Consider the following 22,427-nt stretch of genomic DNA (forward strand, 5'->3'; position numbering starts at 1 on the left):
GGGAATCGCGGCGCGGCTACTGTGGGGTGCGTACCACGCACTCGACGATCTTCAGGAGCAACGGCTTGACTTCATCGGACAGTCCGGATCTGGCACTCAGCGCGGAGGACAGTAAGCTCCTCGAACGCGCTATGTACGAGGTGAAGCGCGTCATCGTCGGGCAGGACAAGCTCGTGGAGCGGATCCTCGTCGGCCTGCTCGCCAAGGGTCATATTCTCCTCGAGGGTGTGCCCGGCGTCGCCAAGACACTGGCAGTGGAGACGTTCGCCACGGTCGTCGGCGGCAGCTTCTCCCGCGTGCAGTTCACCCCCGACTTGGTCCCGACGGACCTGATCGGCACTCGCATCTACCGGCAGGGCCGAGAGGAGTTCGACACCGAGCTCGGTCCGGTGGTCGCGAACTTCCTGCTCGCCGATGAGATCAACCGTGCGCCCGCGAAGGTGCAGTCCGCTCTGCTCGAGGTGATGGCCGAGCGCCACGTGTCGATCGGCGGCACCACCTACCCGATGCCCGAGCCTTTCCTGGTGATGGCGACGCAGAACCCCATCGAGAACGAGGGGGTCTACCCGCTGCCGGAGGCGCAGCGTGACCGCTTCCTGTTCAAGGTGGTCGTCGACTATCCGTCGGTGGAGGAGGAGCGGGAGATCGTCTACCGGATGGGCAATGTGCCGCCCGCAGCGTCGCCGGTCCTCGACCCGGAGACCACCATCCGCCTGCAGCGCAAGGCCGCCAACGTCTTCGTCCACCACGCGCTCGTCGATTACGTGGTCCGCGTCATCAACGCGACCCGGCGACCCGCCGAATCAGGTCTCGACGACGTGGAGCAGTGGCTGGCCTACGGCGCCTCACCGCGTGCGACGCTCGGCATCGTCGCGTCGGCACGGGCCCTCGCCCTGGTCAGCGGTCGCGACTACGTGGTGCCGCAGGACGTCGTGGAAGTGATTCCGGACGTCCTCCGGCACCGTCTGGTCCTGAGTTACGATGCTCTCGCCGACGAGGTGACGACGGACCACATCATCACGAGGATTCTCCAGACCATCGGGTTGCCGCAGGTGAGCGCCGCACCGGTGCAGGCACCTCAGCCGGATCAGCAGGGTCATGCCGGTCGCTGACGGCCTGCCGTCGTTCCACGCCGGGACGCTTCGCGACCCGGCGCTGACCGCGGCGTTGAAGTCCCTCGAGCTCACGGTGCGCCGCAAACTCGACGGGGTGCTGCAGGGCGAGCACCTCGGGTTGATCCCGGGTCCGGGGTCCGAACCGGGGGAGGCACGCGAGTACCAGCCCGGAGACGACATCCGGCGGATGGAGTGGTCGGTCACCGCGCGCACATCGACCCCGCACGTCCGACAGATGATCGCCGACCGCGAACTGGAGACGTGGTTCGTCGTCGACGCATCGGCCAGCCTCGATTTCGGTTCCGGTGCGCGCACTAAACGCGACTTGGCGGTGGCGGCGACGGCGGCGATCGTTCATCTCACCGCCGGTGGCGGCAACCGTCATGGTGCGATCATCGTGACCGGCGATGACATCGTGCGGATTCCGGCCCGATCCGGGCAGGCGCACGACCGCGCGCTCCTGAAGGCGGTGGCGACCACCGAGCGCAGTTCGCCCGGCGTGCGCGGCGACTTGAACGCAGGCCTCGAGGCGATGCGCAGGCCATTGCGCAGGCGCGGACTCGCCGTCGTGGTCAGCGACTTCCTCGGTCCGTTCGACTGGGCGCGGTCGTTGCGAGCGATCGGTGCGCACCACGAGCTCCTCGGGGTCGAGGTCCTCGATCCCCGGGACGTCGAACTTCCGGATGTGGGTCAGCTGACCCTGCGTGACGCGGAGTCCGGTGAACTGCTCGACGTGGATGCGACTCCGCGTCTGCGGGCGGATTTCGCCAGTGCCGCGCAGGACCATCGCAGCGAGGTGCTGCGGAACTTCCGTGGGGTCGGCGGACCGGTGCTGTCGTTGCGCACCGATCGTGACTGGCTCGCGGACACCGTCCGCTTCGTCGGTGAGCGCCGTCGGGGCATGGCTGCCGGGGTGAGTCGATGAGCGATCTGTTCGCCCACCCGTGGTGGCTGCTGTCGGTTCTGCTGGTCTTCGGGCTCATCGGCGCCTACGTCTGGGTACTGCGGCGGCGGCGGGCGCGCTCGCTCAGATTCGCCAACATGGACGTGCTGAGATCGGTGGCACCCGCGAAAGCCGACCGCTTCCGGCACGTCCCGTTCGCGATTCTCACGGTGGGCCTGCTGTTGCTGACCATCGCGATGGCCGGGCCGATGGCCGAGCGCGACGTCGCCCGGAACAAGGCGACGGTGGTCCTCGTGGTGGACGTGTCCCAGTCGATGAAGGCCACCGACGTGGCGCCGTCCCGACTCCAGGCTGCGCAGGCGGCGGGCAAGCGCTTCGCCGACGATCTGACGGACGGGATCAACCTGGGCCTCGTCTCGTTCGCCGGGACCGCGTCGACCCTCGTCTCACCGACGCCCGATCACGATGCGACGAAGAAGGCGCTCGATAATCTGCGTCTCGCCGAGAAGACCGCCACCGGTGAGGGGATCTTCGCCGGCGTGCAGCTGATCCAGACGCTCAACGCCGCCCTCGGCGGCGAGGATGCAGCGCCGCCGTCCCGCGTGGTGCTGCTGTCCGACGGCAAGCAGACGGTGCCGGAGAACCCGGATGACCCGCGCGGTGGATTCACCGCGGCGCGGAAGGCGAAGGAGAAGAAGATCCCGGTCTCGACCATCTCGTTCGGCACGCTGAACGGCCGCGTCGAGATCGAATCGCCGAGCGGCGGTACCGAGAGCGTCGGCGTCCCGGTCGACGACGAGTCGCTCCACACCATCGCGAATCTGTCGGGCGGCGACTTCTTCACCGCATCGAGTCTCGATGAGCTCAACAAGGTGTACGAGACGCTGCAGAAGCAGATCGGCTACGAGCGTCAGCGGGGCGACAACTCACGGCCGTGGCTGATCGCCGGAACCCTGATCGCGATCATCGGCAGCATGGCCGCGCTGTTCCTGAACCGGAGACTGCCCTGACGGGCCTGTCCATAGTCCCCCTGAGATAGGTTGAACAACCATGGCAGAGAGTGCAGAAAACACGTCCTCGGCAGCTCCCGCTGCTCAGACGCCGCGTTCGGTCCTGGTGACCGGCGGCAATCGCGGCATCGGCCTCGCAGTCGCCCGGCGGCTCGCCGCCGACGGCCACAAGGTCGCGGTGACGCACCGCAGCTCAGGCGCCCCCGACGGGTTGTTCGGTGTGCAGTGCGACGTCACCGACACCGAGTCGGTGGAGCGGGCCTTCGCTGAGGTCGCGGAACATCAGGGGCCCGTGGAGGTGCTCGTCGCCAATGCCGGCATCACCGACAACATGCTGTTGATGCGGCTCTCGGAGGAGAGCTTCAGCAGCGTCGTGGACGCGAACCTGACCGGCGCGTTCCGCTGCGCCAAGGTGGCGACCAAGGGCATGCAGCGCGCCAAGTTCGGTCGCATGATCTTCCTCGGGTCGGTCGTGGCCACCTCCGGTATCCCCGGTCAGGCGAACTACGCGGCCTCCAAGGCCGGACTGATCGGTCTCGCACGATCGATCGCCCGCGAACTCGGTTCGCGCAACATCACGGCGAACGTCGTCGCTCCCGGATTCATCGATACCGACATGACCGCCGCGATGGAGGACCGGTACGTGGACATGGCCAAGCAGGCGATTCCGCTGGGACGGACAGGTAAGCCCGAGGACGTGGCGGCGGCGATCAGCTTCCTCGCGTCCGATCAGGGCGGGTACATCACCGGTGCAGTGCTGCCCGTCGACGGCGGCATGGGCATGGGTCACTGAGACCGGTCCGAATCACGCACCATCCACTGATCCCTCATCTCGACAGGAGCTTTTCGTGACCGGCATTCTCGACGGTAAGACCGTTCTCATCACCGGCATCATCACGGACGCGTCGATCGCGTTCCACACCGCCAAGGTGGCTCAGGAGCAGGGCGCAACGGTCATCATCACCGGCATTCCCGAGCGGCTTCGGTTGATCGATCGGATCGCCAAGCGCCTCCCGCAGGAGGTGCCGCCTGCGATTCCGCTCGACGTCACCGACGAGGAGAGCTTGAGCGCTCTCGCCGACAAGCTCCGCGAGCTCGCACCGCAGGGGATCGACGGCGTCGTGCACTCGATCGCGTTCGCCCCGAAGACCCTGATGGGCCCCGACGCGGTGCCGTTCCTGGAAGGTCCGGGCCCCGATGTGGCGCGGTCGTTCGAGATCTCGGCGTGGAGCTACGCATCGCTCGCGCGGGCAGCGCTGCCCGTCATGAACGAGGGCGGTGCGATCGTCGGCATGGACTTCGATCCGCGCACGGCGCTGCCGGACTACAACTGGATGGGTGTCGCGAAGGCTGCCCTGGAGTCCGTGAACCGCTACGTGGCCAGGGAGGTCGGCAATGCCAAGCGCATCCGCTCCAATCTGGTCGCTGCCGGACCCATCAAGACTCTCGCCGCCAAGGCGATCTCCGGCACGGCGACCGATGACGCCAAGAAGCTCAACATGCTCAACGAGTACTGGGACGGCGCGTCCCCGATCGGCTGGAACGTCGAGGATCCGGGCGTCGTCGGCACGAGCGTGTGCACCCTGATGTCGGATTACCTGCCGGCTACGACCGGGTCCATCGTCTACGTCGATGGCGGCGCGAGCCACAACACCTGGTTCCCGGACGATTTCCTCTCCTGACGTGACGGGCGTGCCCGCCGGTTTCGACGCGCTGCTGTTCCTGTCGTTCGGCGGGCCGGACCGGCCGGAGGATGTGCGGCCGTTCCTGGAGAACGTGACTCGTGGCCGCGGCGTCCCGCCGGAGCGGCTGGACGAGGTCGTTCAGCACTATCTGCACTTCGGCGGGGTCTCGCCGCTCAACCGCCTCAATCGGGAGATGATCGCCGGCCTGCGTGACGAGCTCGATCGACGGGGCCGGAGCGCGCTGCCGATCTACTTCGGTAACCGGAACTGGCATCCGATGGTCGCAGACACGCTCGCCGAGATGGTGGCGGACGGGCATCGCCGGATCCTGGTCTTCCCGACGTCCGCCTGGGGCGGGTACTCGGGGTGCAGGCAGTATCACGAGGACATTGCGAACGCCCTCGCCGGGGTCGGTGCGCAGGTGAGTCTCACCATCCGCAAGCTCCCGCAGTTCGCCCACGAACCGGCATTCCGTGCGGCGGTCGCCGACGCGGTTCGGCAGGGACTCGAACGGTTCGCGGATGGCGGTGCGGCTCCACGGCTGGTCTTCACCGCCCACTCGATCCCGGAGTCGGCCGACCGGAGTGCCGGACCGGCCGATGCGGGCGGAGGTCTGTACTCCCGTCAGGTCACCGATGCGTCGGCCGCGGTCGCGGCGCTGGTCGGTGCGGAAGGGTTCGACGTGGTCTGGCAGTCCCGATCCGGCCCTCCTCAGGTTCCGTGGCTCGAACCGGACATCTGCGATCACCTGCGGGTCCTGTCGGAATCGGGCGTATCGCGGGTCGTGGTGTGCCCGATCGGCTTCGTCTCGGATCACCTGGAAGTGGTGTGGGATCTCGACTCCGAAGCGGCGGACGTGGCATCCGAATTGGGCATGGAGTACGTCCGGGTGCCGACGGTGGGAACGGATCCGCACTTCGTCCGCATGATCGCCGACCTCGTCGAGCGGTACTGCGACGGCGGTGGTGACGTGACCGCGCTCGGTTGCGGCGACAACGGGATGAGCTGCCGGAAGGACTGCTGCGTGCCCGTCCGGCGCCGCTAGTTCTCAGCGTCGGTAGTCGGTGATCACGGTGTTCACGGCCGCGGTGCGGGCGGTGCGGGTCAGCGCCGACAGCCTCCGGAAACGGTCATCGGCCATGCCGATTTCAGACCCCGCGACGCCGATCCGGCCGGAACCGGCGAGAGCGACGATCGCATCGACCTGCGCCGCCGCGGCGAGCACTCGGTCGACTCGGGGATTGTCATGTGGCGGCAGGTCGATACGACGAGCCTGCGTCATCCCGGCCAACGCGTCGCGCAGGTCGGCGGGTGAGGGCGGGCGTGCTCCGGCGATCGAGGAGATGGTGTCGGCGGCTTCGGCGACGGCGCCGCGTAGCTCGTACTCCACCTCACCGAGTGGGGTGTCGGCGGACAGGTGGTCGACGCCGATCGGAGCATCGGAGCGGATGAGCGTCCAGCGGCATCGTTCGGGAGTGCCACGCGGAATCAGTGCGAGTGCCTCGGTGGGGCCCGACGATCCGGCGGGCCGGTCGTCGATCAGCAGCACCTCATCGGTGGACATCGCCGCCTCCGCCACACGTCCGGGAGGGAGCCCCTGCGCGTCACCGGGAGCAGGCATCCGCATCGCCAGGTGGGCGTTGCCTGCGAGGAGATCAAGGAGTCCGAGGACCGTGTTACCCGAGATCCGGACGTCGGCCGCGCTGGGCGCGACATCGATCTCGTGCGCCTGTGCGAAGTCGTGCAACGTGTGCAGGACGTCGTCGGGGGCGCAGCGTCGTGCGCCACGCGCCGCGGACCACGCGGCGAGCGTGGCCGCCGGCCACGCTCGCAAGGAGGTGATCGGGGGAGTGGTCATGACGTCTCCACGATACGCGGAGCGTCGTCCGCATTCGGCCGGTGCGTTCGCCTAACCTTGAGCACCGTGATGGACGATCGTTATGGGCGGGACGTACTTTCCTCCCCGCGTAAGAGCAAGCCCCGTGCACCCGAGGTGGCGGCCGACCGGGACCTCGTCGTGGAAGACGCGGGGACCGGATTCTGCGGTGCCGTGGTCGGGATGGAGCGCAGTTACGCAGGCGACATGGTCCGGCTCGAGGATCGGCACGGCCGGACGCGGGTGTTCCACATGTACCCGTCGGCGTTCCTGATCGATGGCCGTCCGGTGACGCTGGTCCGGCCACGGGGCCGGGGCCCCGTCGCTCAGGCGGAGGCCCGGACGGCGTCCGGGTCACGGGCGGCGCCGAGACAGCGGGCCAGGACGGCACGCGCGAGTCGGATCTTCGTCGAAGGCGTGCACGACGCGACGCTCATGGAACGCGTGTGGGGCGACGATCTGCGCGCTGAGGGCGTCGTCGTGGTGAGCCTGGACGGACTCGACAATCTCGACGAGGCGCTCGCGGAGTTCGAGCCCGCGCCGCATCGTCGCGCAGGTGTGCTGGTGGATCATCTGGTCGCAGGTACCAAGGAGGCGAAGCTCACCGCGGAGGTGGGGGAGAACGTGCTGGTGTGCGGCCACCCCTATGTCGACGTGTGGGAGGCGGTTAAGCCCGCGTCCGTGGGGATCGACGCCTGGCCGAGGATCCCGATGGGAATCGACTGGAAGACCGGCATCTGCCGTGAACTCGGTTGGGGCGCGCCCCGGGACGGGTGGCGGCGCGTACTCGCCGGGGTATCGAGTTTTCGCGACCTCGAGGTTCCGCTGCTGAGAAGTGTCGAGGAGTTGATCGACTTCGTGACCGTCGGTCACTGACCCAGCAGGTAGCCGATTCCGCTGACACCGCACGCCCAGAGGACTGACGCGAAGGTGCCGAGGATGAACTGCTCGCTGGCGTGCGGAGCACGGAGTTCGGAGAACCGTGCGAGGCTCTTCACGCCCAGTATCACCGGGAGACCGGCAGGCCAGCCGATCAGCAGACAGACGGTGACGCCCACACGCTCGAGGAGTCCGATGATGCGGCCGCCGCGGAGCGGTGGAACGTCTGCGTCGGCGCCGGGATCATCGTGATTGTCCGCACGGGTCGGAATCGACCCCGCCGCGAGGACCATGCGTACCACGCTGCTGCCGGTCGCGGCGGCCGCGAGGACAGTGCATGCCAGCCCGGCTATCAGCGCAGCGCCGTCGAGGGGGCCGCCGGTGTACGCGGTGATGGCCGCCGGAATGAGGAACGCCAGCGCCAGGCCGGCGGACACCGAGTCGACGGCGAGCACGGTCCGGTCGGAGGTGCGCGCATCGGCGGCCAGACAGCGCCGGACGACGGCCGCACCGATCGCGGCAACGGATGCGAGGGCGAGCAGGACGACGGGGATCACGCGTCTCCTTCCGCTGCGGACAGGAGGGCTGCGAACAGTTCCTCTCCCGGAGTCTGCAGGTCCCAGGCCGCAGCCTGCAACCGGGCCGACACGGCCTGCGGGGAGATGCCGAGCCGGTTCGCGGCCGCCGACTGGGTGGAGCCGGTTCGCATGAGTCCAACGACTTCACGACCGGCAGTCGAGCGACCGGACATCGTCTCGACGAGCAGCAGGGCCGCAGTCTGAGCGTGAGCCGCTGTCGGGGACGAGCCCACCACCCGCAGGCGCAGGCGATCGTGTTTCGCCTGCTCGACTGCTGCTCGGGCTGATTCGAACGCGGGGCCGCGGCCGGCGCGCGTGGATTCCGGTAGCGGTTCTGAGACGTCGCCGATGCCGATCCCGACGCTCCAGCGTCCGGATGCGGCGAGTTCCACGGCGATTGTCGAGAGGTCGTGCGGATCATCGAACACCGCTTGCAGCTCGTCGCCTGCGGTGCGGTCGAACGGCCGAAGAGTACGGGCACCGGAGTAGCGGTCGAGGACATCGGGCACGCGGTCCCGGTCGCGTCTGCTTCCTCGCTGATCGGCGGTGAGGACGAACATGAGGCGCCTCCTTCGTACGTCCGTACTGGATCAGTAAGTCAATGCTAAAGCATTGTTGATTCATATATCAATGCTGTGTACTTGATTAAATAACAATCAATGTTCAGTCATTGACTGGCAGACGATTGTCGACGACCAGACCGATCAGTCCGAGCGCGAACAGCGATGCCGAGAGAACCAGCATCGAGGGATCCGGGTCACCGGTGAGTGCGTCGCCGAGAAATACGACGGCGGCGGTCCCCGGAGCGGTTCCGACTATCGATGCGATCGTGTACGGCAGCGGACGCACCGACGACAGACCACTGAGGTAATTGACGATCGAGAACGGGCACACCGGAATCAGGCGCAACGAGCCGACCGCGAGCCAGCCGCGTCGTTCCAGGCGCCGCTCGACGGTGGCGACGACGGGTTTGGACAGCCAGGGCTTGACCCTGTCTCGTCCGAGGCGCCGGACGACGGCATACGCGACCACCGCCGCCACGGCCGATGCGGCGAGCGATCCGGTGAAAGCGACCGCCGGGCCGAACAGGACGCCTGCCGTCACGGTGAACGTGGTGCGGGGGATCGGTACGATCGTCGCGACCGTGTACGTGCCGAAGAACAGCCAGGTGAACCACGGGCCCAGCGACTCGGACCATTCCCGGGCCTGCCCGATGGAGGGCAACGGCACGAAGTAGGCGCTCACGAGAAGCACGACGATCAGGACCAGCCCGGTCGCGGCTCGGCGCGTGCTGATCTGCCGTGTCCAGTCGCGGGCCACAGGTTGCGGGGCCGCCCCATCATCCGGCGCGCCCCGGGGCGTGACGGCTTCTTCCATCGACCGACCGGATCGGTATGCACCAGGACGCATCGCATGTCATTCTACGACGTGGGTCACTGCCCTGCAGACCGCCCGAGCGAGCGATCGGTTAATGTGCTGATACACGTTTCACCTCCTGTACGACGGAAGGCCGCAGAATCATGACGGCAGGCGACAATCTCGTGGCACCGGGTTCCGGTGGGCACCTCGACGACGCATACGGCCGCTGGTCGACCGCTGCAGCTGCGGTGCTGGCCAAGTCGGCTCGCGTGGAACCCGGTGAGCTCTCCGATACTCCGGAGGCGCTGCTGTCGACGGACACCGGCGACGGCGTCGTGGTGCGTCCGCTGTACACGCGCAAGGATGAGACCGGCGAGCCCGGCCTGCCCGGTTCGTTCCCGTTCGCCCGCGGCGCCGACCCGGCCCGGGACGTCACTCAGGGGTGGCGCGTGACCGAGCGTTTCGGTGACGGGCCGGCCACCGACGCCGGTCAGCTCAACGAGTCGATCCTCGACGCCGCCGCCAGCGGCGCGAGCGGCGTCTGGCTTCGCGTGGGCGACGCCGTGTCAACCGCCGACATCGCCGCCGTCCTTGCCGGCGTCTACCTCGACCTCATGCCGGTCACGCTGGATGGCGGCTCGGATGGCATCGCCGCTGCCGAGGCATTCCTCGCCGCGCGTGCGGAAGCACCGCAGGCCCCGGACTCCGCACCGGTCACGGCCGCGACGACGCACAGTCTCGGTCTCTCTCCGTATACCGCGGCGTTCTCGGGTCGGGACGGGGTGTCCGCAGACGCAGCCACCCGACTGGCGGCTGCCGCGCCTGAGGGCGTGCGGACCTTCCGAGTCGACGGCAGTGACTTCGCGCAGGCCGGTGCGTCAGACGCACAGGAGATCGGATTGTCGGTTGCGGCTGCGGTCGTCCACGCCCGGGATCTGGTGGCCTCCGGGATCTCGGTCGCGGCGGCGCTGTCGCAGATCACCTTCGCCGTATCCGTCGACGACGATCAGTTCGCCGCGATCGCCAAGCTGCGCGCGCTGCGCACGGTGTGGGCGCGGGTGGCGGAGGTGCTCGGTGCCCCCGATGCCGGTGCGGCGATCACTCATGCGGTGACCGATCTGACGATGTTCACCCAGCGGGATCCGTGGGTGAACATGCTCCGCAGCACCGTCGCCGCCTTCGGCGCCGGTGTCGGTGGCGCGGACCAGGTCACCGTGCACACGTTCGACGCAGCGCTGCCTGCGGACCGGCGGACGTCGCGGCCGACGTTCACTCGCCGCATCGCGCGCAACACCCAGCTCCTGCTGCTCGAGGAGGCGAATCTCGGCCGCGTCATCGACCCTGCGGGCGGCTCCTGGTACGTCGAGTCTCTGACGTCCGACCTCGCGGCAGCCGCATGGCACGTGTTCACCGGAGTGGAGGATCGCGGTGGTTACCTGAGCGCCCTGGATTCCGGCTGGATCACCGAACAGGTGAGCCGATCGCTGGCAGCCCGCGAGGAGGCGGTCGCCCACCGGCGACTCCCGGTGACCGGCGTGAGCGAGTTTCCGAACCTGGGCGAGCCGACGCTCGCCGCCGGAGCGGCCGGTTGCGTCGACGTACCCACGGCCGCACCGAAACTCGCGCGAGTGGCGCACAGTTTCGAGCAGCTCCGCGATCGTGCGGATGCGGCAGCCGACGCGGGTGCCCGGCCACGCGTCCTGCTGCTCCCGCTCGGCTCGATCGCCGAGCACAACGGGCGCACCACGTTCGTGACGAACCTCCTCGCGGCAGGCGGGATCGAGGCCGTCAACCCCGGACCGTTGAGTGCTGATGCGATCGCCGACTCCGTGTCCACGGGGCCGTCGGCGGTCGTGGTCATCTGCGGCACCAGAGCCCGGTACGCCGACGAGGGTCCGGCGGCCGCAGCAGCAGCTCGCGGCGCAGGTGCGAAGCGGGTCCTGCTGGCAGGACCGGAGAGCGAGTGGCCGGAGGCCGACGGCGTCGACGGCTCGCTGCGTGCCGGTATCGACGCGGTGGCGCTGCTGACCGACCTTCTCGACCGCCTAGGTGTCGCGCCCGGCGACGAGACCCCCTCCACCGTGACCACGGGAGCGTGAAAGCATGAGCGACAATACGATTCCGAGTTTCGCAGACGTCGATCTGGCACCAGGGCAGACACCCGCCCCGGCAGGCGGTGGAGAGGCGATCACCGAGGGACTGGCCGCAGCGCACGGGTACACGGCCGAGCAGATCACCTGGGACACACCGGAGCAGATCGCGGTGCGCCCGGTGTACACGCGCGCCGACCGTGACGCGGTGGCACAGGAGGGCTACCCACTCGACTCGATCCCCGGTGAGGCCCCGTTCCTTCGCGGCCCCTATCCGACGATGTACGTGAATCAGCCGTGGACGGTACGGCAGTACGCCGGATTCTCGACTGCTGCCGAGTCGAACGCCTTCTACCGTCGCAACCTGGCTGCGGGGCAGAAGGGGCTCTCGGTGGCGTTCGACCTCGCCACGCACCGCGGGTACGACTCCGATCATCCGCGCGTCGCGGGCGACGTCGGCATGGCCGGCGTCGCGATCGATTCCATCCTCGACATGAGGCAGTTGTTCGACGGCATCGATCTGGGCAACGTCTCGGTGTCGATGACGATGAACGGCGCGGTGCTCCCGATCCTCGCCCTGTACGTCGTTGCCGCCGAGGAACAGGGCGTCGGTCCGGAGAAGCTGGCCGGGACCATTCAGAACGACATCCTCAAAGAGTTCATGGTCCGCAACACCTACATCTATCCGCCAACGCCGTCGGTGCGGATCATCTCGGACATCTTCGCGTTCACCAGCGCCAAGATGCCCAAGTTCAACTCCATCTCGATCTCCGGCTATCACATCCAGGAAGCCGGAGCGACAGCCGATCTCGAGTTGGCGTACACGCTCGCCGACGGCGTCGAGTACATCCGGGCCGGCCTCGAAGCCGGCCTGGACATCGACCAGTTCGCGCCGCGTCTGTCGTTCTTCTGGGGCATCGGGATGAACTTCTTCATGGAGGTCGCCAAGCTGCGTGCAGCACGGCTCCTGTGGAGCGAACTGGTGGCGAAGTTCGAGCCCAATAATCCGAAATCCCTGTCGCTGCGCACTCATTCGCAGACCTCGGGATGGTCGCTGACGGCGCAGGACGTCTACAACAATGTGGCGCGCACCTGCATCGAGGCGATGGCTGCGACGCAGGGGCACACGCAGTCGCTGCACACGAACGCCCTCGACGAGGCGATCGCCCTGCCGACGGATTTCTCGGCCCGGATCGCCCGCAACACGCAGTTGCTGTTGCAGCAGGAGTCGGGGACCACCCGGCCGATCGACCCGTGGGCGGGGTCGAACTACGTCGAATGGCTGACCCATCAGCTCGCCGAGAAGGCCCGTGCGCACATCGCCGAGGTCGAGGACGCGGGCGGTATGACACAGGCCATCAACGAGGGGCTGCCCAAGCTCCGCATCGAGGAGGCCGCCGCCCGCACCCAGGCGCGTATCGACTCGGGTCGGCAGCCGCTGATCGGCGTGAACAAGTACCGAGTGACCGACGACGAGGAGATCGAGGTCCTCAAGGTCGAGAACTCCAAGGTCCGGGCCGAGCAGTTGGCGAAACTCGACCGACTGCGCGCCGACCGGGATTCCGCGGCGGTGGAGGCCGCGCTCGCCGACCTCACGCGTGCAGCCGGCGAGGTCACCGGTGAGGGTCTCGAGAACAATCTGATGGCGCTGGCGATCAACGCGGCGCGCCACGGGGCCACCGTCGGCGAGATCTCCGACGCCATGGAGAAGCAGTTCGGTCGTCACCAGGCCGAGATCAAGACGATCAGCGGTGTCTACAAGAACGAGGCGGGTGACGCGGTGTCGAACATCGACGAGGCGCTGGCGGTGGTCGACGAGTTCGCCGAGGCGGAGGGTCGTCGGCCACGTGTACTGGTCGCCAAGATGGGACAGGACGGCCATGACCGCGGCCAGAAGGTCATCGCGACGGCGTTCGCCGACCTCGGGTTCGACGTCGATGTGGGCCCGCTGTTCGCGACGCCCGAGGAGGTCGCGGCACAGGCGGCCGACAACGACGTCCACGTGGTGGGCGTCTCGTCACTCGCCGCCGGTCATCTCACATTGGTGCCTGCCCTGCGCAAGGCGCTGGCCGATGTGGATCGGCCGGACATCATGATCGTCGTCGGCGGCGTCATCCCACCCGGTGATTTCGACGACCTGTACGAGGCGGGTGCGTCCGCGATCTTCCCTCCCGGCACAGTGATCGCCGACTGCGCCGTCGATCTGATCGAGAAGCTCGCAGGCAACCTGGGCCTGGAACTGGCTTCGCGCGCCGGATGACCGCGTCGTCGAGCGGGGAGCGGGGCCGGGGTCGCAGGCGGATCGACGTCGACGCCCTCACCGAGGGGGTGCTCGCCGGGCGCCGTGCCGACCTCGCCCGCGCCATCACCCTCGTCGAATCGACGCGGCCGGACCACCGGGAGGCCGCCCAGCAGCTCCTGCTGAACGTGACCGCATCCGCCGGCAGGTCGTTCCGCGTCGGCATCACCGGTGTTCCCGGGGTGGGCAAGTCGACGACGATAGAAGCTCTCGGCATGCACCTCATCGAGCAGGGGCACCGGGTGGCGGTACTGGCAGTCGACCCGTCGTCCACGCGAACCCGCGGATCGATCCTCGGCGACAAGACCCGGATGGGCCGGTTGTCTGCGGCCCCCGAGGCGTTCGTGCGCCCGTCGCCGACAGCGGGAACGCTCGGTGGCGTCACGAAGGCGACCCGCGAGACCATCGTTCTCGTCGAGGCTGCGGGATACGACGTGGTCCTGGTGGAGACGGTCGGCGTCGGCCAATCGGAGGTGAGCGTCGCCAACATGGTCGACACGTTCACGTTCCTCACCCTCGCCCGGACCGGTGATTCACTGCAGGGCATCAAGAAGGGCGTGCTCGAACTCGCCGAGATCGTCGTCGTCAACAAGGCCGACGGCAAGCACGTCAACGAGGCGCGGGGAGCGGCTCGCGAGCTGCGGAACGCCCTCGGATTCCTCTACCCGCACGACGCGCTGTGGACGCCGCCCGTGCTGACGATGAGCGCCATCGAACAGATCGGCGTCGACAGCTTCTGGGAGGCCGTCGAGAAGCATCGGGACGTCCTCACCGAGGCCGGCGAGTTCACGCGCCGGCGCGCCCAGCAACAGGTCGACTGGATGTGGAGCATGGTGCGCGAGACCGTCCTGCACCGCATCGAGGCCGCCCCGGGAGTGCGGGACTCACGTAGCGCGATCGAGGACGCGGTCCTGGACGGCGATCTCACTCCCGCGCTCGCCGCCGAGCAGCTGGTGCAGCGCGCCGGGTTCTGAACCGGATCGCTGCTGACCGGATTCCTGACTTCGTCGACGCCGATACCGATGCCGAGGCTCGATACCGATGCCAAGGAAAGAAACGAGCCGCGACACCGTCTGTAAACGATGTCGCGGCTCATCACGATGAGTGTCCGAGGGGGGACTTGAACCCCCACGTCCGTTAATAGGACACTAGCACCTCAAGCTAGCGCGTCTGCCATTCCGCCACTCGGACTCATTCAGTTGTCGCGGGCTTTCGCTCGCGCCGGATAACCATAACCAAGGTTGCCCCGGTATCCCAAATCCCCTAGTAATAGGGGTGTGACGGGCGACGAGGGCATGCAGGCAACGGACGAAGTAGTCGATCTGGTGAGCCGGTTGATCCGGTTCGACACCTCGAACACCGGGGTGGCGGAGACGACGGTCGGCGAACGCGAGTGCGCCGAATGGGTTGCGCGGCAGTTGGAAGAGGTCGGGTACGTCACCGAGTACGTCGAGTCGGGCATGCCGGGTCGCGGCAACGTCTTCACTCGACTCGAGGGCGCGGATCCCGAGCGCGGGGCGCTGCTCATCCACGTCCACCTCGACGTGGTGCCCGCGCAGGCGCAGGACTGGAGCGTCCACCCGTTCTCCGGGTCGGTCCAGGACGGCTACGTGTGGGGCCGGGGCGCCATCGACATGAAGGACATGGCGGGTATGGCTCTCGCCCTTGCGCGCCAGTTCAAGCGCGAGGGCTACGTTCCCCCGCGGGACATCGTGTTCGCATTCCTCGCGGACGAGGAGGCCGGCGGTAGATGGGGCTCGCACTGGCTCGTCGACAATCGGCCGGATCTGTTCGAGGGGGTCACCGAGGCCGTCGGCGAGGTCGGCGGGTTCTCGCTGACCGTCGATCGTCCCGACGGCACGCCGCGTCGTCTGTACCTCGTGGAGACGGCAGAGAAGGGCCTGTCGTGGATGAAGCTCACCTGCAACGCCCGAGCGGGTCACGGTTCGTTCCTGGCGGCCGAGAACGCGGTCACCGAGATCGCCTCCGCCGTCGCCCGCATCGGCGCGCATCAGTTTCCACTCGTGATGACCGAATCGGTATCCGAGTTCCTGAAGGCGCTCTCGGAGGAGACCGGCCTGGATTTCAGCCCGGACACCCCCGACCTCGAGTCGGCGCTGTTCAAGATCGGGAACATCGCGCGGATCATCGGCGCCACGCTGCGTGACACCGCGAACCCGACGATGCTGAACGCCGGATACAAGGCGAACGTCATTCCGCAGCAGGCGGAAGCGGTCATCGACTGTCGTGTGCTCCCCGGACGTCAGGCGGAGTTCGAGAGGACGATCGACGAACTCATCGGCCCCAACGTGCAGCGCGAATGGGTGATGCACCTCGACGCCTACGAGACGACGTTCGACGGCGACCTCGTCGACGCGATGAACGAGGCCGTGCTCGCGTACGACGACGCGGGCCGGACGGTGCCCTACATGCTGTCCGGGGGAACCGATGCCAAGGCGTTCGCCCGGTTGGGCATTCGATGCTTCGGATTCGCACCGCTGAAATTGCCGCCGGAACTCGATTTCGCCGCCTTGTTCCACGGAGTGGACGAGCGAGTGCCGGTAGAGTCGCTGGTGTTCGGTACCAACGTTCTTGAGCATTTCCTGCATCACTGCTGATCGATACTGAACCGGTGGTGCACCAGGCGAAAGGAAACGATCGTGACCGCAGTCGATCCCTACTCGGCGCTCCCGCAGCTTCCCGAGATCACCGTGACGTCCACCGATTTCACCGAAGGTCAGACGCTGCCGACGCCGCAGGTCTCCGCGATCTTCGGTGCCGGGGGCGACGACGTCTCACCTCAGCTGTCCTGGTCGGGGTTCCCGGCGGAGACCAAGAGCTTCGCGGTGACCTGTTTCGACCCCGATGCCCCGACGGCATCCGGATTCTGGCACTGGGCCGTCGCCGACATCCCGGCGTCGGTGACGTCATTGCCTGCCGGCGCGGGCGCACCCGACTCCGCTGATCTCCCGGACGGCGCCGTGACGCTCAAGGGCGATGCGGGTCTCGCTCAGTTCGTCGGTGCGGGACCGCCTCCAGGGCACGGTCCGCACCGTTACATCTTCGTGGTGCACGCCGTGGAGGTGGAGTCGCTGGAACTGCCAGAAGGCTCCACACCGGCGTTCCTCGGCTTCAACCTCTACTCCCGGGCGATCGCACGGGGATCGCTCACCGGCGTCTTCGAGCTGCCAGGCGAGAACTGATTCATCCGGCACCGGACGTCGTAGTACCGGGCATCGAGGGCGGTGGGCTCAGCGAGCGGCTGATCCCACCGCTTCTTCGATGTTCGAGAAGCCGTGGGCGCGAAGGCGGTCGGCGATTCCGGTGTGGAGCTCGCGGAGCCACACCGGGCCGCCGTAGATGAAGCCGGTGTACACCTGCAGCAGGTCGGCGCCCGCGCAGATGCGCTGCCACGCCTGATCGGCAGTCTCGATACCACCGGCGCTGACGAGGGCGATACGACCGCCGACGCGGCTGTGGAGGCGACGCAGGACATCGAGCGACCGATCGGCGACCGGCGGACCGGAGAGACCTCCCGCGCCGATCGACTCCACCTCATCGGCCGCAGTGGTGAGACCCTCGCGCGCGATGGTCGTGTTGGTGGCCACGATTCCCGCCAGACCCAGCTCGACCGCGAGATCTGCAACCGCATCGACGTCGTCGTCGCTCAGGTCGGGCGCGATCTTCACCAGCACCGGGACCGTCGTCACTTCGAGTACGGCGCTGAGCACCGGTCGCAGCGATTCCACAGCCTGCAGGTCGCGCAGGCCGGGAGTGTTCGGTGAGCTCACGTTGACCACCACGAAGTCGGCGAGCGGCCCGAGCAGGCTCGCGGAGAGCCGGTAGTCGTCGACGGCCCCGTCGATCGGCACCACCTTGGTCTTGCCGATGTTGGCGCCGATGGGCGCGCGCACCGGTCCCGGACGGGACTGCGCGAGACTGTCTGCGGCGGCGTGAGCGCCCGGGTTGTTGAATCCCATCCGGTTGATCAGCGCACGGTCGGCCGGCAGCCGGAACAGGCGTGGAGCAGGGTTGCCGGGCTGGGCCCGACCCGTGATGGTGCCGACCTCGGCATAACCGAACCCGAGTTGCCCCCAGGCATTCACTGCGGATGCCGACTTGTCGAACCCCGCTGCGAGTCCTACCGGGGCGGGGAAGTCGACACCGAAGACGGTGCTGCGCAGCGCGGGGTCGTCGACCGCGAAGATCCGGGCGAGGACCGTCCGGACCCCGGGTGCCCGACCGGCGACCCGAATGGCGGCCGCGATGATCCGGTGGATTCGCTCCGGCGGAACCCGGAACATCACGGCGAGCAGAGCGGGGTAGGCGTATCGGTTCACTGCACTGAGCATGTCTGCCTCTCAGAGTTTCACTGCGTCGGCTGGGACGACCTGCAGGCCGTCGCCCCGGCCGGAGACCATCCGCAGGGTGCCGTCGGTCGGGTCCACCGCCATCGAGGAGACCTGACCGACCGTGGCGATGCGATCGCGTTCCACCGCGTCGCCACCGGACAGGTCGTAGGCGACCGCCACGTTGTCCGCCGTCGACGACACCCAGAGCACGTCCCGGGTGTCGTCGTAGGCGATCGCGTACGGGCTGGCAGGGGCGGGTGCGCGCAGGCGCATCACGATCGGCTGCCCGTAGAAGGCGTAGATCTCGTTGTCGCGAGTGCCCGTGACGCTGATCCGGCCGTAATGGTCCACGACGGCGTTCGTTGCACCGTTACCGGCGCGCAGGGCGGCCTTGTGATCGCCGGTGTCGATGTCGACGGGCAGCACCGCGGATTGGGCGCGGTCGAGCACGCTCACCTGACCCGACACGTCGGTGGAGTCGGTCTCGGGGGTGTCGGGCACGACGAGGATGTCGTCGACGCGCACGAAACCGCCGATCTCGCGCTGGTACTCGCCCTCGGGAGAGAACACCAGGATCGAGCCCGTCGCGGTCCCGACCAGAGATTCGCCGCCGCGTTGTGCGATCGAGAGAGGTGAGTCGATCGCATGCCGCCGCAGATCGAACCGGCCGTCCGGACCGATCCGGACGAGTCCCTGCGGGCCGACAGCGAGGAACGCGCCGCCGATCGCAGTGAGATCCACGAGGCCGTCGACCGGGAGCTTGACCTCACGCGGTGCCGGTGCGCCGGACGTCTCGTGCAGGGTCACCGTGCTGCCGTCCGATCCGAGCACGGCAACGGTCTCACCGAACTGCGCGATACGCGTTCCGGCAGCCTGCGGAATCACGTGCCCGGCTGGTGCTGCGTCGGTATGCGGTGATTCCGCAGGAGCGGCAGGCGGAACAGTCTGGACGTTCCCCGCGTCGTCATCGGACCCACCGCACGCGGTGAGGGTCACCGCCATCACTGCGGCCACCAGTCCGGCCGTCCATCTGGTTCGCACACGCATGGCTTCCATCTTGCGCGATAGACGGCCCGAGCCGTGCGATGGGTAGCATGAACGCCCGTGACCGAAACCATGAGCTGGCTCCAGGCCGTCGTACTCGGCGCCCTGCAGGGTTTGACCGAATTCCTACCGATCTCGTCTTCCGGGCACCTGCGGATCGCCTCCCAGTTGTGGTTCGGGCAGGACGCGGGCGCGTCGTTCACAGCGGTCACGCAGTTGGGCACCGAACTCGCCGTGCTTCTCTTCTTCGCCAAGGACATCGGCCGGATCGTGGTCTCCTGGTTCGCCGGGTTGCGGGACCCGCAGCGCCGCGACCTCGACTACCGGGTCGGCTGGTACGTGATTCTCGCCACCATCCCGATCGGTCTCCTCGGCTTCGTGTTCAAAGACGAGATCCGGACGGCGGGCCGCAACCTCTGGCTGATCGCGGGCATGCTGATCGCGTTCTCGTTCGTGTTCATCCTGGCCGAGCGGATCGGCACCCGCACCAAGTCGCTGGAGGAGATGACGCGGCGCGACGCCGTGGCGATGGGCCTGGCGCAGTGTCTGGCGCTGATTCCGGGCGTCTCCCGGTCGGGCGCCACGGCGAGCGCCGGTCTGTTCGCGGGCATGAAGCGCGAGGCAGCGTTCCGGTTCTCCTTCCTGATCGCGATTCCGGCCGTTCTGGCCTCCGGGTTGTTCAGCTTGAAGGACGCGTTCGAGCCGACCGGTGAGGGAGTGAGCGCGTCGGGTCCGCAGATCCTGGTCGCCACGTTCATCGCGTTCGTGCTCGGCTACGTCTCCATCGCCTGGCTGCTCAAGTTCGTCTCCCACCACTCGCTGACCTGGTTCGCTGGCTACCGGATCGCGCTCGGTCTGCTGGTGATCGGTCTGCTGGCAGGCGGGGTCATCACCACCTGACCGGTAACCTGGTCACCATGACGGTGATACTGGTGCGCCACGGACGGTCGAGCGCGAACACCTCGGGAGTGCTGGCCGGACGGACCCCGGGTGTCGGACTGGACGAACTCGGACGCAGTCAGGCGGACGACCTGATCGGCCGACTCGGGGACGCCGCGGGGAGGCTCACCGCCATCGTCCGTTCCCCGCTCCAGCGCTGCGCCGAGACCGTGGCGCCGCTCGTGGCCCGCCTCGATGAGGTGCCCGAGCAGGTCTGCGACGATCTGGCGGAGGTGGACTACGGCGACTGGTCCGGACGCAAGCTCGCCGATCTCGTCGACGAGCCGATGTGGCGGACGGTGCAACGTCACCCGTCGGCGGCTGTGTTTCCGGGCGGCGAGTCGTTGGCCGAGGTGTCGCGGCGCGCCACCCGCGCCGTCCGAGATCTCGATCGCCTGCACGGGGGAGACGACGGCAACGGGCTGTGGCTGATCTGCTCGCACGGTGACGTCATCAAGAGCATCATCGCCGACGCATACGGCATGCACCTGGATGCTTTTCAGCGGGTCGTCGTCGATCCGGCCTCCATCAGCGTCGTCCGGTACACGGGTGACCGTCCGTACGTTCACACCGTGAACAATCCGGGGGCGCTGGTCGCTCCCGCGCACCGTGCCCGGACCGATGCGGTCGTCGGCGGTGACGCCGGTGCGTGATCGCCGGAGGGCCTGGCCCGACGAGTACGGTGAGGTCTGTCAGTCAGTGAGGCGGGAGAGCAGTGGCACGTACCATTCATGAGTTCCGCAGTCCGCGTCGTTTCGTGGCCGGGACCGTCGGCGAACCCGGCGATCGCACGTTCTTCCTGCAGGTCTCCCAGGACCTGCGCGTGATGAGCGTCGAGTTGGAGAAGCAGCAGGTGCTGATCCTCGCCGACCGTCTGGGATACCTCCTCGACGAGGTCGGCCGCCGATTCGGGACGTCGATTCCTCCCGAGACCGAGGAAGTCGCCGACACCGCACCCCTCGACAATCCCGTCGACGCCGAGTTCCGCGTGGGCTCAATGGGTTTGGGTTGGGATGCGGAGGCTGCATCGGTGGTGGTCGAACTGCTTGCGATAACCGAGCAGCCCCTCGACGAGAGCGTGATCCTCGACGACACGGAAGAGGGTCCGGACACAGTGCGGATCTTCCTGACCGCAGACGCCGCCCGCGAGTTCAGTGCGCGATCGATGCGCGTGGTCTCGGCCGGGCGGCCGCTGTGCCCCCTGTGCAACCAACCGCTCGATCCCGCGGGACACATCTGCGCGCGCAGCAACGGCTACAAGCGCGACGTGGAGTTCTCGCGATCGGTCGACTTCATCGACCCGGACGTTCTCGCCTCTCTCGGTCGGATCGTGCCCGGGTTCGACGCGGCGTTCGAGATAGAGGAGGACCCGGGGGAGACGCCCGATGCGGTGGACCCCGATACCGATGACTCCGGACACGACGATGACTCCGGAAACGACGGCTCCGCGAACGACCGGGACGAGTGACCGACCGCGTCATCGAGGTCCTCACCCGTGGGGACCTCACGGTTCTCGGGATGATCCCGACCGCCAGCAACGTGACGCTCGCGTGCCGGGTCCGTGACGGCGCGGACGAGTTCGCATGCGTCTACAAGCCGATCCGGGGAGAGGCGCCGCTGTGGGACTTCCCCGACGGCGACCTCGCCGGGCGTGAGGTGGCCGCCTACCTGGTGAGCGAGGCGCTCGGTTGGCACCTCGTTCCGGAGACGGTGATGCGCGCCGACGGACCCGCCGACGCCGATCTCGGTCCGGGCATGCTGCAGCGCTGGATCTCCGCGGCAGAGGAGTCCGAATCCGACCCGGTGGACCTGGTTCCGATCGATGCCGTGCCCGCGGACATGCTCCCGATCCTGCAGGCGTACGACGAGACGGGCACTCTCGTCGCTCTGGCACACACCGACTCCGCCCAATTGCGGAAGCTCGCCGTGTTCGACGTCGTGGTGAACAACGCCGATCGTAAGGGCGGCCACATCCTGACCGATGCAGGCGGCAGGATGTACGGCATCGACCACGGGATCTGCCTGCACACCGACGACAAGCTGCGCACCGTGCTGTGGGGCTGGGCCGGGCAACCGGTCCCGGACGATGCGGCAGCCGACCTGACATCGCTCGCCGGCCGGCTCGACGACGCCGATGACCCGTTGACGGTGCGACTGGAGGCTCTCATCACGCCCGCGGAGGTGGCGGCGATCGCGGACCGGTGCCGCAGCCTGGTGACAGGCGGGACGATGCCGGTCCCGCCGGGCGAACGGGCGATCCCGTGGCCGCCGTTCTGAGCCCGGTTGACGACCACCCG

The 22,427-nt window shown here is 67.9% G+C and carries 22 protein-coding genes and 1 tRNA gene; 16 read left to right on the forward strand and 7 right to left on the reverse strand.

What is annotated here, in order from left to right:
• Positions 1–65 precede the first annotated feature (65 nt).
• From FO044_RS07205 to FO044_RS07230, 6 genes are read left to right on the forward strand one after another with little or no spacing between them, the layout of a single operon-like run.
• Positions 66–1,112: an AAA family ATPase gene (locus tag FO044_RS07205; RefSeq protein WP_132994332.1), complete on the forward strand. Its 1,047-nt coding sequence runs from the start codon at positions 66–68 to the stop codon at positions 1,110–1,112.
• On the forward strand, positions 1,099–2,040 hold the full coding sequence (locus FO044_RS07210; RefSeq protein WP_132994331.1) for a DUF58 domain-containing protein: 942 nt from the start codon (positions 1,099–1,101) through the stop codon (positions 2,038–2,040). The genes FO044_RS07205 and FO044_RS07210 overlap by 14 nt, the downstream gene beginning before the upstream one ends.
• On the forward strand, positions 2,037–3,029 hold the full coding sequence (locus FO044_RS07215) for a VWA domain-containing protein (RefSeq protein WP_132994330.1): 993 nt from the start codon (positions 2,037–2,039) through the stop codon (positions 3,027–3,029). The genes FO044_RS07210 and FO044_RS07215 overlap by 4 nt, the downstream gene beginning before the upstream one ends.
• 40 nt (positions 3,030–3,069) lie before the next feature.
• Positions 3,070–3,822: a 3-oxoacyl-ACP reductase FabG1 gene (fabG1, locus tag FO044_RS07220; protein WP_132994329.1), complete on the forward strand. Its 753-nt coding sequence runs from the start codon at positions 3,070–3,072 to the stop codon at positions 3,820–3,822.
• A gap of 55 nt (positions 3,823–3,877) precedes the next feature.
• A complete protein-coding gene (inhA, locus tag FO044_RS07225) occupies positions 3,878–4,711 on the forward strand; it encodes an NADH-dependent enoyl-ACP reductase InhA (protein ID WP_132994328.1) in 834 nt (277 codons plus the stop codon).
• 1 nt (position 4,712) lies between these two features.
• On the forward strand, positions 4,713–5,759 hold the full coding sequence (locus tag FO044_RS07230) for a ferrochelatase (protein WP_235831562.1): 1,047 nt from the start codon (positions 4,713–4,715) through the stop codon (positions 5,757–5,759).
• A 3-nt stretch (positions 5,760–5,762) separates the two neighbouring features.
• Here the strand turns inward: FO044_RS07230 and FO044_RS07235 are convergent, their stop codons facing one another.
• Positions 5,763–6,572: a serine/threonine protein kinase gene (locus tag FO044_RS07235; protein WP_132994326.1), complete on the reverse strand. Its 810-nt coding sequence runs from the start codon at positions 6,570–6,572 to the stop codon at positions 5,763–5,765.
• A gap of 69 nt (positions 6,573–6,641) precedes the next feature.
• On the opposite strand from FO044_RS07235, the gene FO044_RS07240 reads away from it, so the two are divergent.
• Positions 6,642–7,466 (forward strand): DUF3097 domain-containing protein, encoded by an 825-nt coding sequence (locus FO044_RS07240; protein WP_132994325.1) that lies wholly within the window; start codon positions 6,642–6,644, stop codon positions 7,464–7,466.
• Here the strand turns inward: FO044_RS07240 and FO044_RS07245 are convergent.
• The 3 genes from FO044_RS07245 to FO044_RS07255 all read right to left on the reverse strand — a co-directional run bounded on the left by FO044_RS07245 (position 7,460) and on the right by FO044_RS07255 (position 9,424).
• Positions 7,460–8,026 (reverse strand): hypothetical protein, encoded by a 567-nt coding sequence (locus FO044_RS07245; RefSeq protein WP_132994324.1) that lies wholly within the window; start codon positions 8,024–8,026, stop codon positions 7,460–7,462. The genes FO044_RS07240 and FO044_RS07245 overlap by 7 nt on opposite strands.
• Complete coding sequence (locus FO044_RS07250; protein ID WP_132994323.1) at positions 8,023–8,607, reverse strand: hypothetical protein; 585 nt, start codon at positions 8,605–8,607, stop codon at positions 8,023–8,025. The genes FO044_RS07245 and FO044_RS07250 overlap by 4 nt, the downstream gene beginning before the upstream one ends.
• 103 nt (positions 8,608–8,710) lie before the next feature.
• Positions 8,711–9,424: a TVP38/TMEM64 family protein gene (locus tag FO044_RS07255; protein WP_235831561.1), complete on the reverse strand. Its 714-nt coding sequence runs from the start codon at positions 9,422–9,424 to the stop codon at positions 8,711–8,713.
• A 143-nt stretch (positions 9,425–9,567) separates the two neighbouring features.
• Between FO044_RS07255 and FO044_RS07260 the strand changes: the two genes are divergently transcribed.
• From FO044_RS07260 to meaB, 3 genes are read left to right on the forward strand one after another with little or no spacing between them, the layout of a single operon-like run.
• The gene (locus FO044_RS07260; RefSeq protein WP_132994321.1) at positions 9,568–11,505 is read left to right on the forward strand and encodes a methylmalonyl-CoA mutase family protein; all 1,938 of its coding nucleotides are present in this window, start codon (positions 9,568–9,570) and stop codon (positions 11,503–11,505) included.
• A 4-nt stretch (positions 11,506–11,509) separates the two neighbouring features.
• Positions 11,510–13,756, forward strand: a complete 2,247-nt coding sequence (gene scpA / locus FO044_RS07265) for a methylmalonyl-CoA mutase (protein WP_132994320.1) — start codon at positions 11,510–11,512, stop codon at positions 13,754–13,756.
• Positions 13,753–14,769, forward strand: a complete 1,017-nt coding sequence (meaB, locus tag FO044_RS07270) for a methylmalonyl Co-A mutase-associated GTPase MeaB (protein WP_132994319.1) — start codon at positions 13,753–13,755, stop codon at positions 14,767–14,769. Before scpA ends, meaB begins: the two co-directional genes overlap by 4 nt.
• Before the next feature lie 131 nt (positions 14,770–14,900).
• Here meaB and FO044_RS07275 read toward each other — a convergent pair.
• A tRNA-Leu gene (locus FO044_RS07275) sits at positions 14,901–14,986 on the reverse strand.
• 104 nt (positions 14,987–15,090) lie between these two features.
• Here FO044_RS07275 and FO044_RS07280 point away from each other — a divergent pair.
• Positions 15,091–16,413 carry a M20/M25/M40 family metallo-hydrolase gene (locus tag FO044_RS07280; RefSeq protein ID WP_132994408.1) on the forward strand — a complete coding sequence of 441 codons (1,323 nt, stop codon included), beginning with the start codon at positions 15,091–15,093 and terminating at the stop codon, positions 16,411–16,413.
• Between the two features lie 42 nt (positions 16,414–16,455).
• On the forward strand, positions 16,456–16,998 hold the full coding sequence (locus tag FO044_RS07285) for a YbhB/YbcL family Raf kinase inhibitor-like protein (RefSeq protein ID WP_132994318.1): 543 nt from the start codon (positions 16,456–16,458) through the stop codon (positions 16,996–16,998).
• A gap of 48 nt (positions 16,999–17,046) precedes the next feature.
• Here FO044_RS07285 and FO044_RS07290 read toward each other — a convergent pair whose 3' ends face one another.
• Positions 17,047–18,147, reverse strand: a complete 1,101-nt coding sequence (locus tag FO044_RS07290; RefSeq protein WP_132994317.1) for a quinone-dependent dihydroorotate dehydrogenase — start codon at positions 18,145–18,147, stop codon at positions 17,047–17,049.
• A gap of 9 nt (positions 18,148–18,156) precedes the next feature.
• Positions 18,157–19,194, reverse strand: coding sequence for a YncE family protein (locus FO044_RS07295; RefSeq protein ID WP_132994316.1), 1,038 nt, complete (start codon positions 19,192–19,194; stop codon positions 18,157–18,159).
• A gap of 57 nt (positions 19,195–19,251) precedes the next feature.
• Between FO044_RS07295 and FO044_RS07300 the strand changes: the two genes are divergently transcribed.
• The 4 genes from FO044_RS07300 (at position 19,252) to FO044_RS07315 (ending at position 22,407) form a co-directional block, all read left to right on the forward strand.
• The gene (locus FO044_RS07300) at positions 19,252–20,091 is read left to right on the forward strand and encodes an undecaprenyl-diphosphate phosphatase (protein ID WP_132994315.1); all 840 of its coding nucleotides are present in this window, start codon (positions 19,252–19,254) and stop codon (positions 20,089–20,091) included.
• Positions 20,092–20,108: 17 nt separating this feature from the next.
• Positions 20,109–20,783: an MSMEG_4193 family putative phosphomutase gene (locus FO044_RS07305; protein ID WP_132994314.1), complete on the forward strand. Its 675-nt coding sequence runs from the start codon at positions 20,109–20,111 to the stop codon at positions 20,781–20,783.
• A 62-nt stretch (positions 20,784–20,845) separates the two neighbouring features.
• Entirely contained in the window at positions 20,846–21,598 is a 753-nt protein-coding gene (locus tag FO044_RS07310; RefSeq protein WP_132994313.1) for a DUF3090 domain-containing protein, read from the forward strand.
• Positions 21,595–22,407: an SCO1664 family protein gene (locus FO044_RS07315; protein ID WP_132994312.1), complete on the forward strand. Its 813-nt coding sequence runs from the start codon at positions 21,595–21,597 to the stop codon at positions 22,405–22,407. Before FO044_RS07310 ends, FO044_RS07315 begins: the two co-directional genes overlap by 4 nt.
• Positions 22,408–22,427: the final 20 nt, after the last annotated feature.

This window comes from Gordonia zhaorongruii, from assembly GCF_007559005.1.
GTDB classification, from domain to species: domain Bacteria; phylum Actinomycetota; class Actinomycetes; order Mycobacteriales; family Mycobacteriaceae; genus Gordonia; species Gordonia zhaorongruii.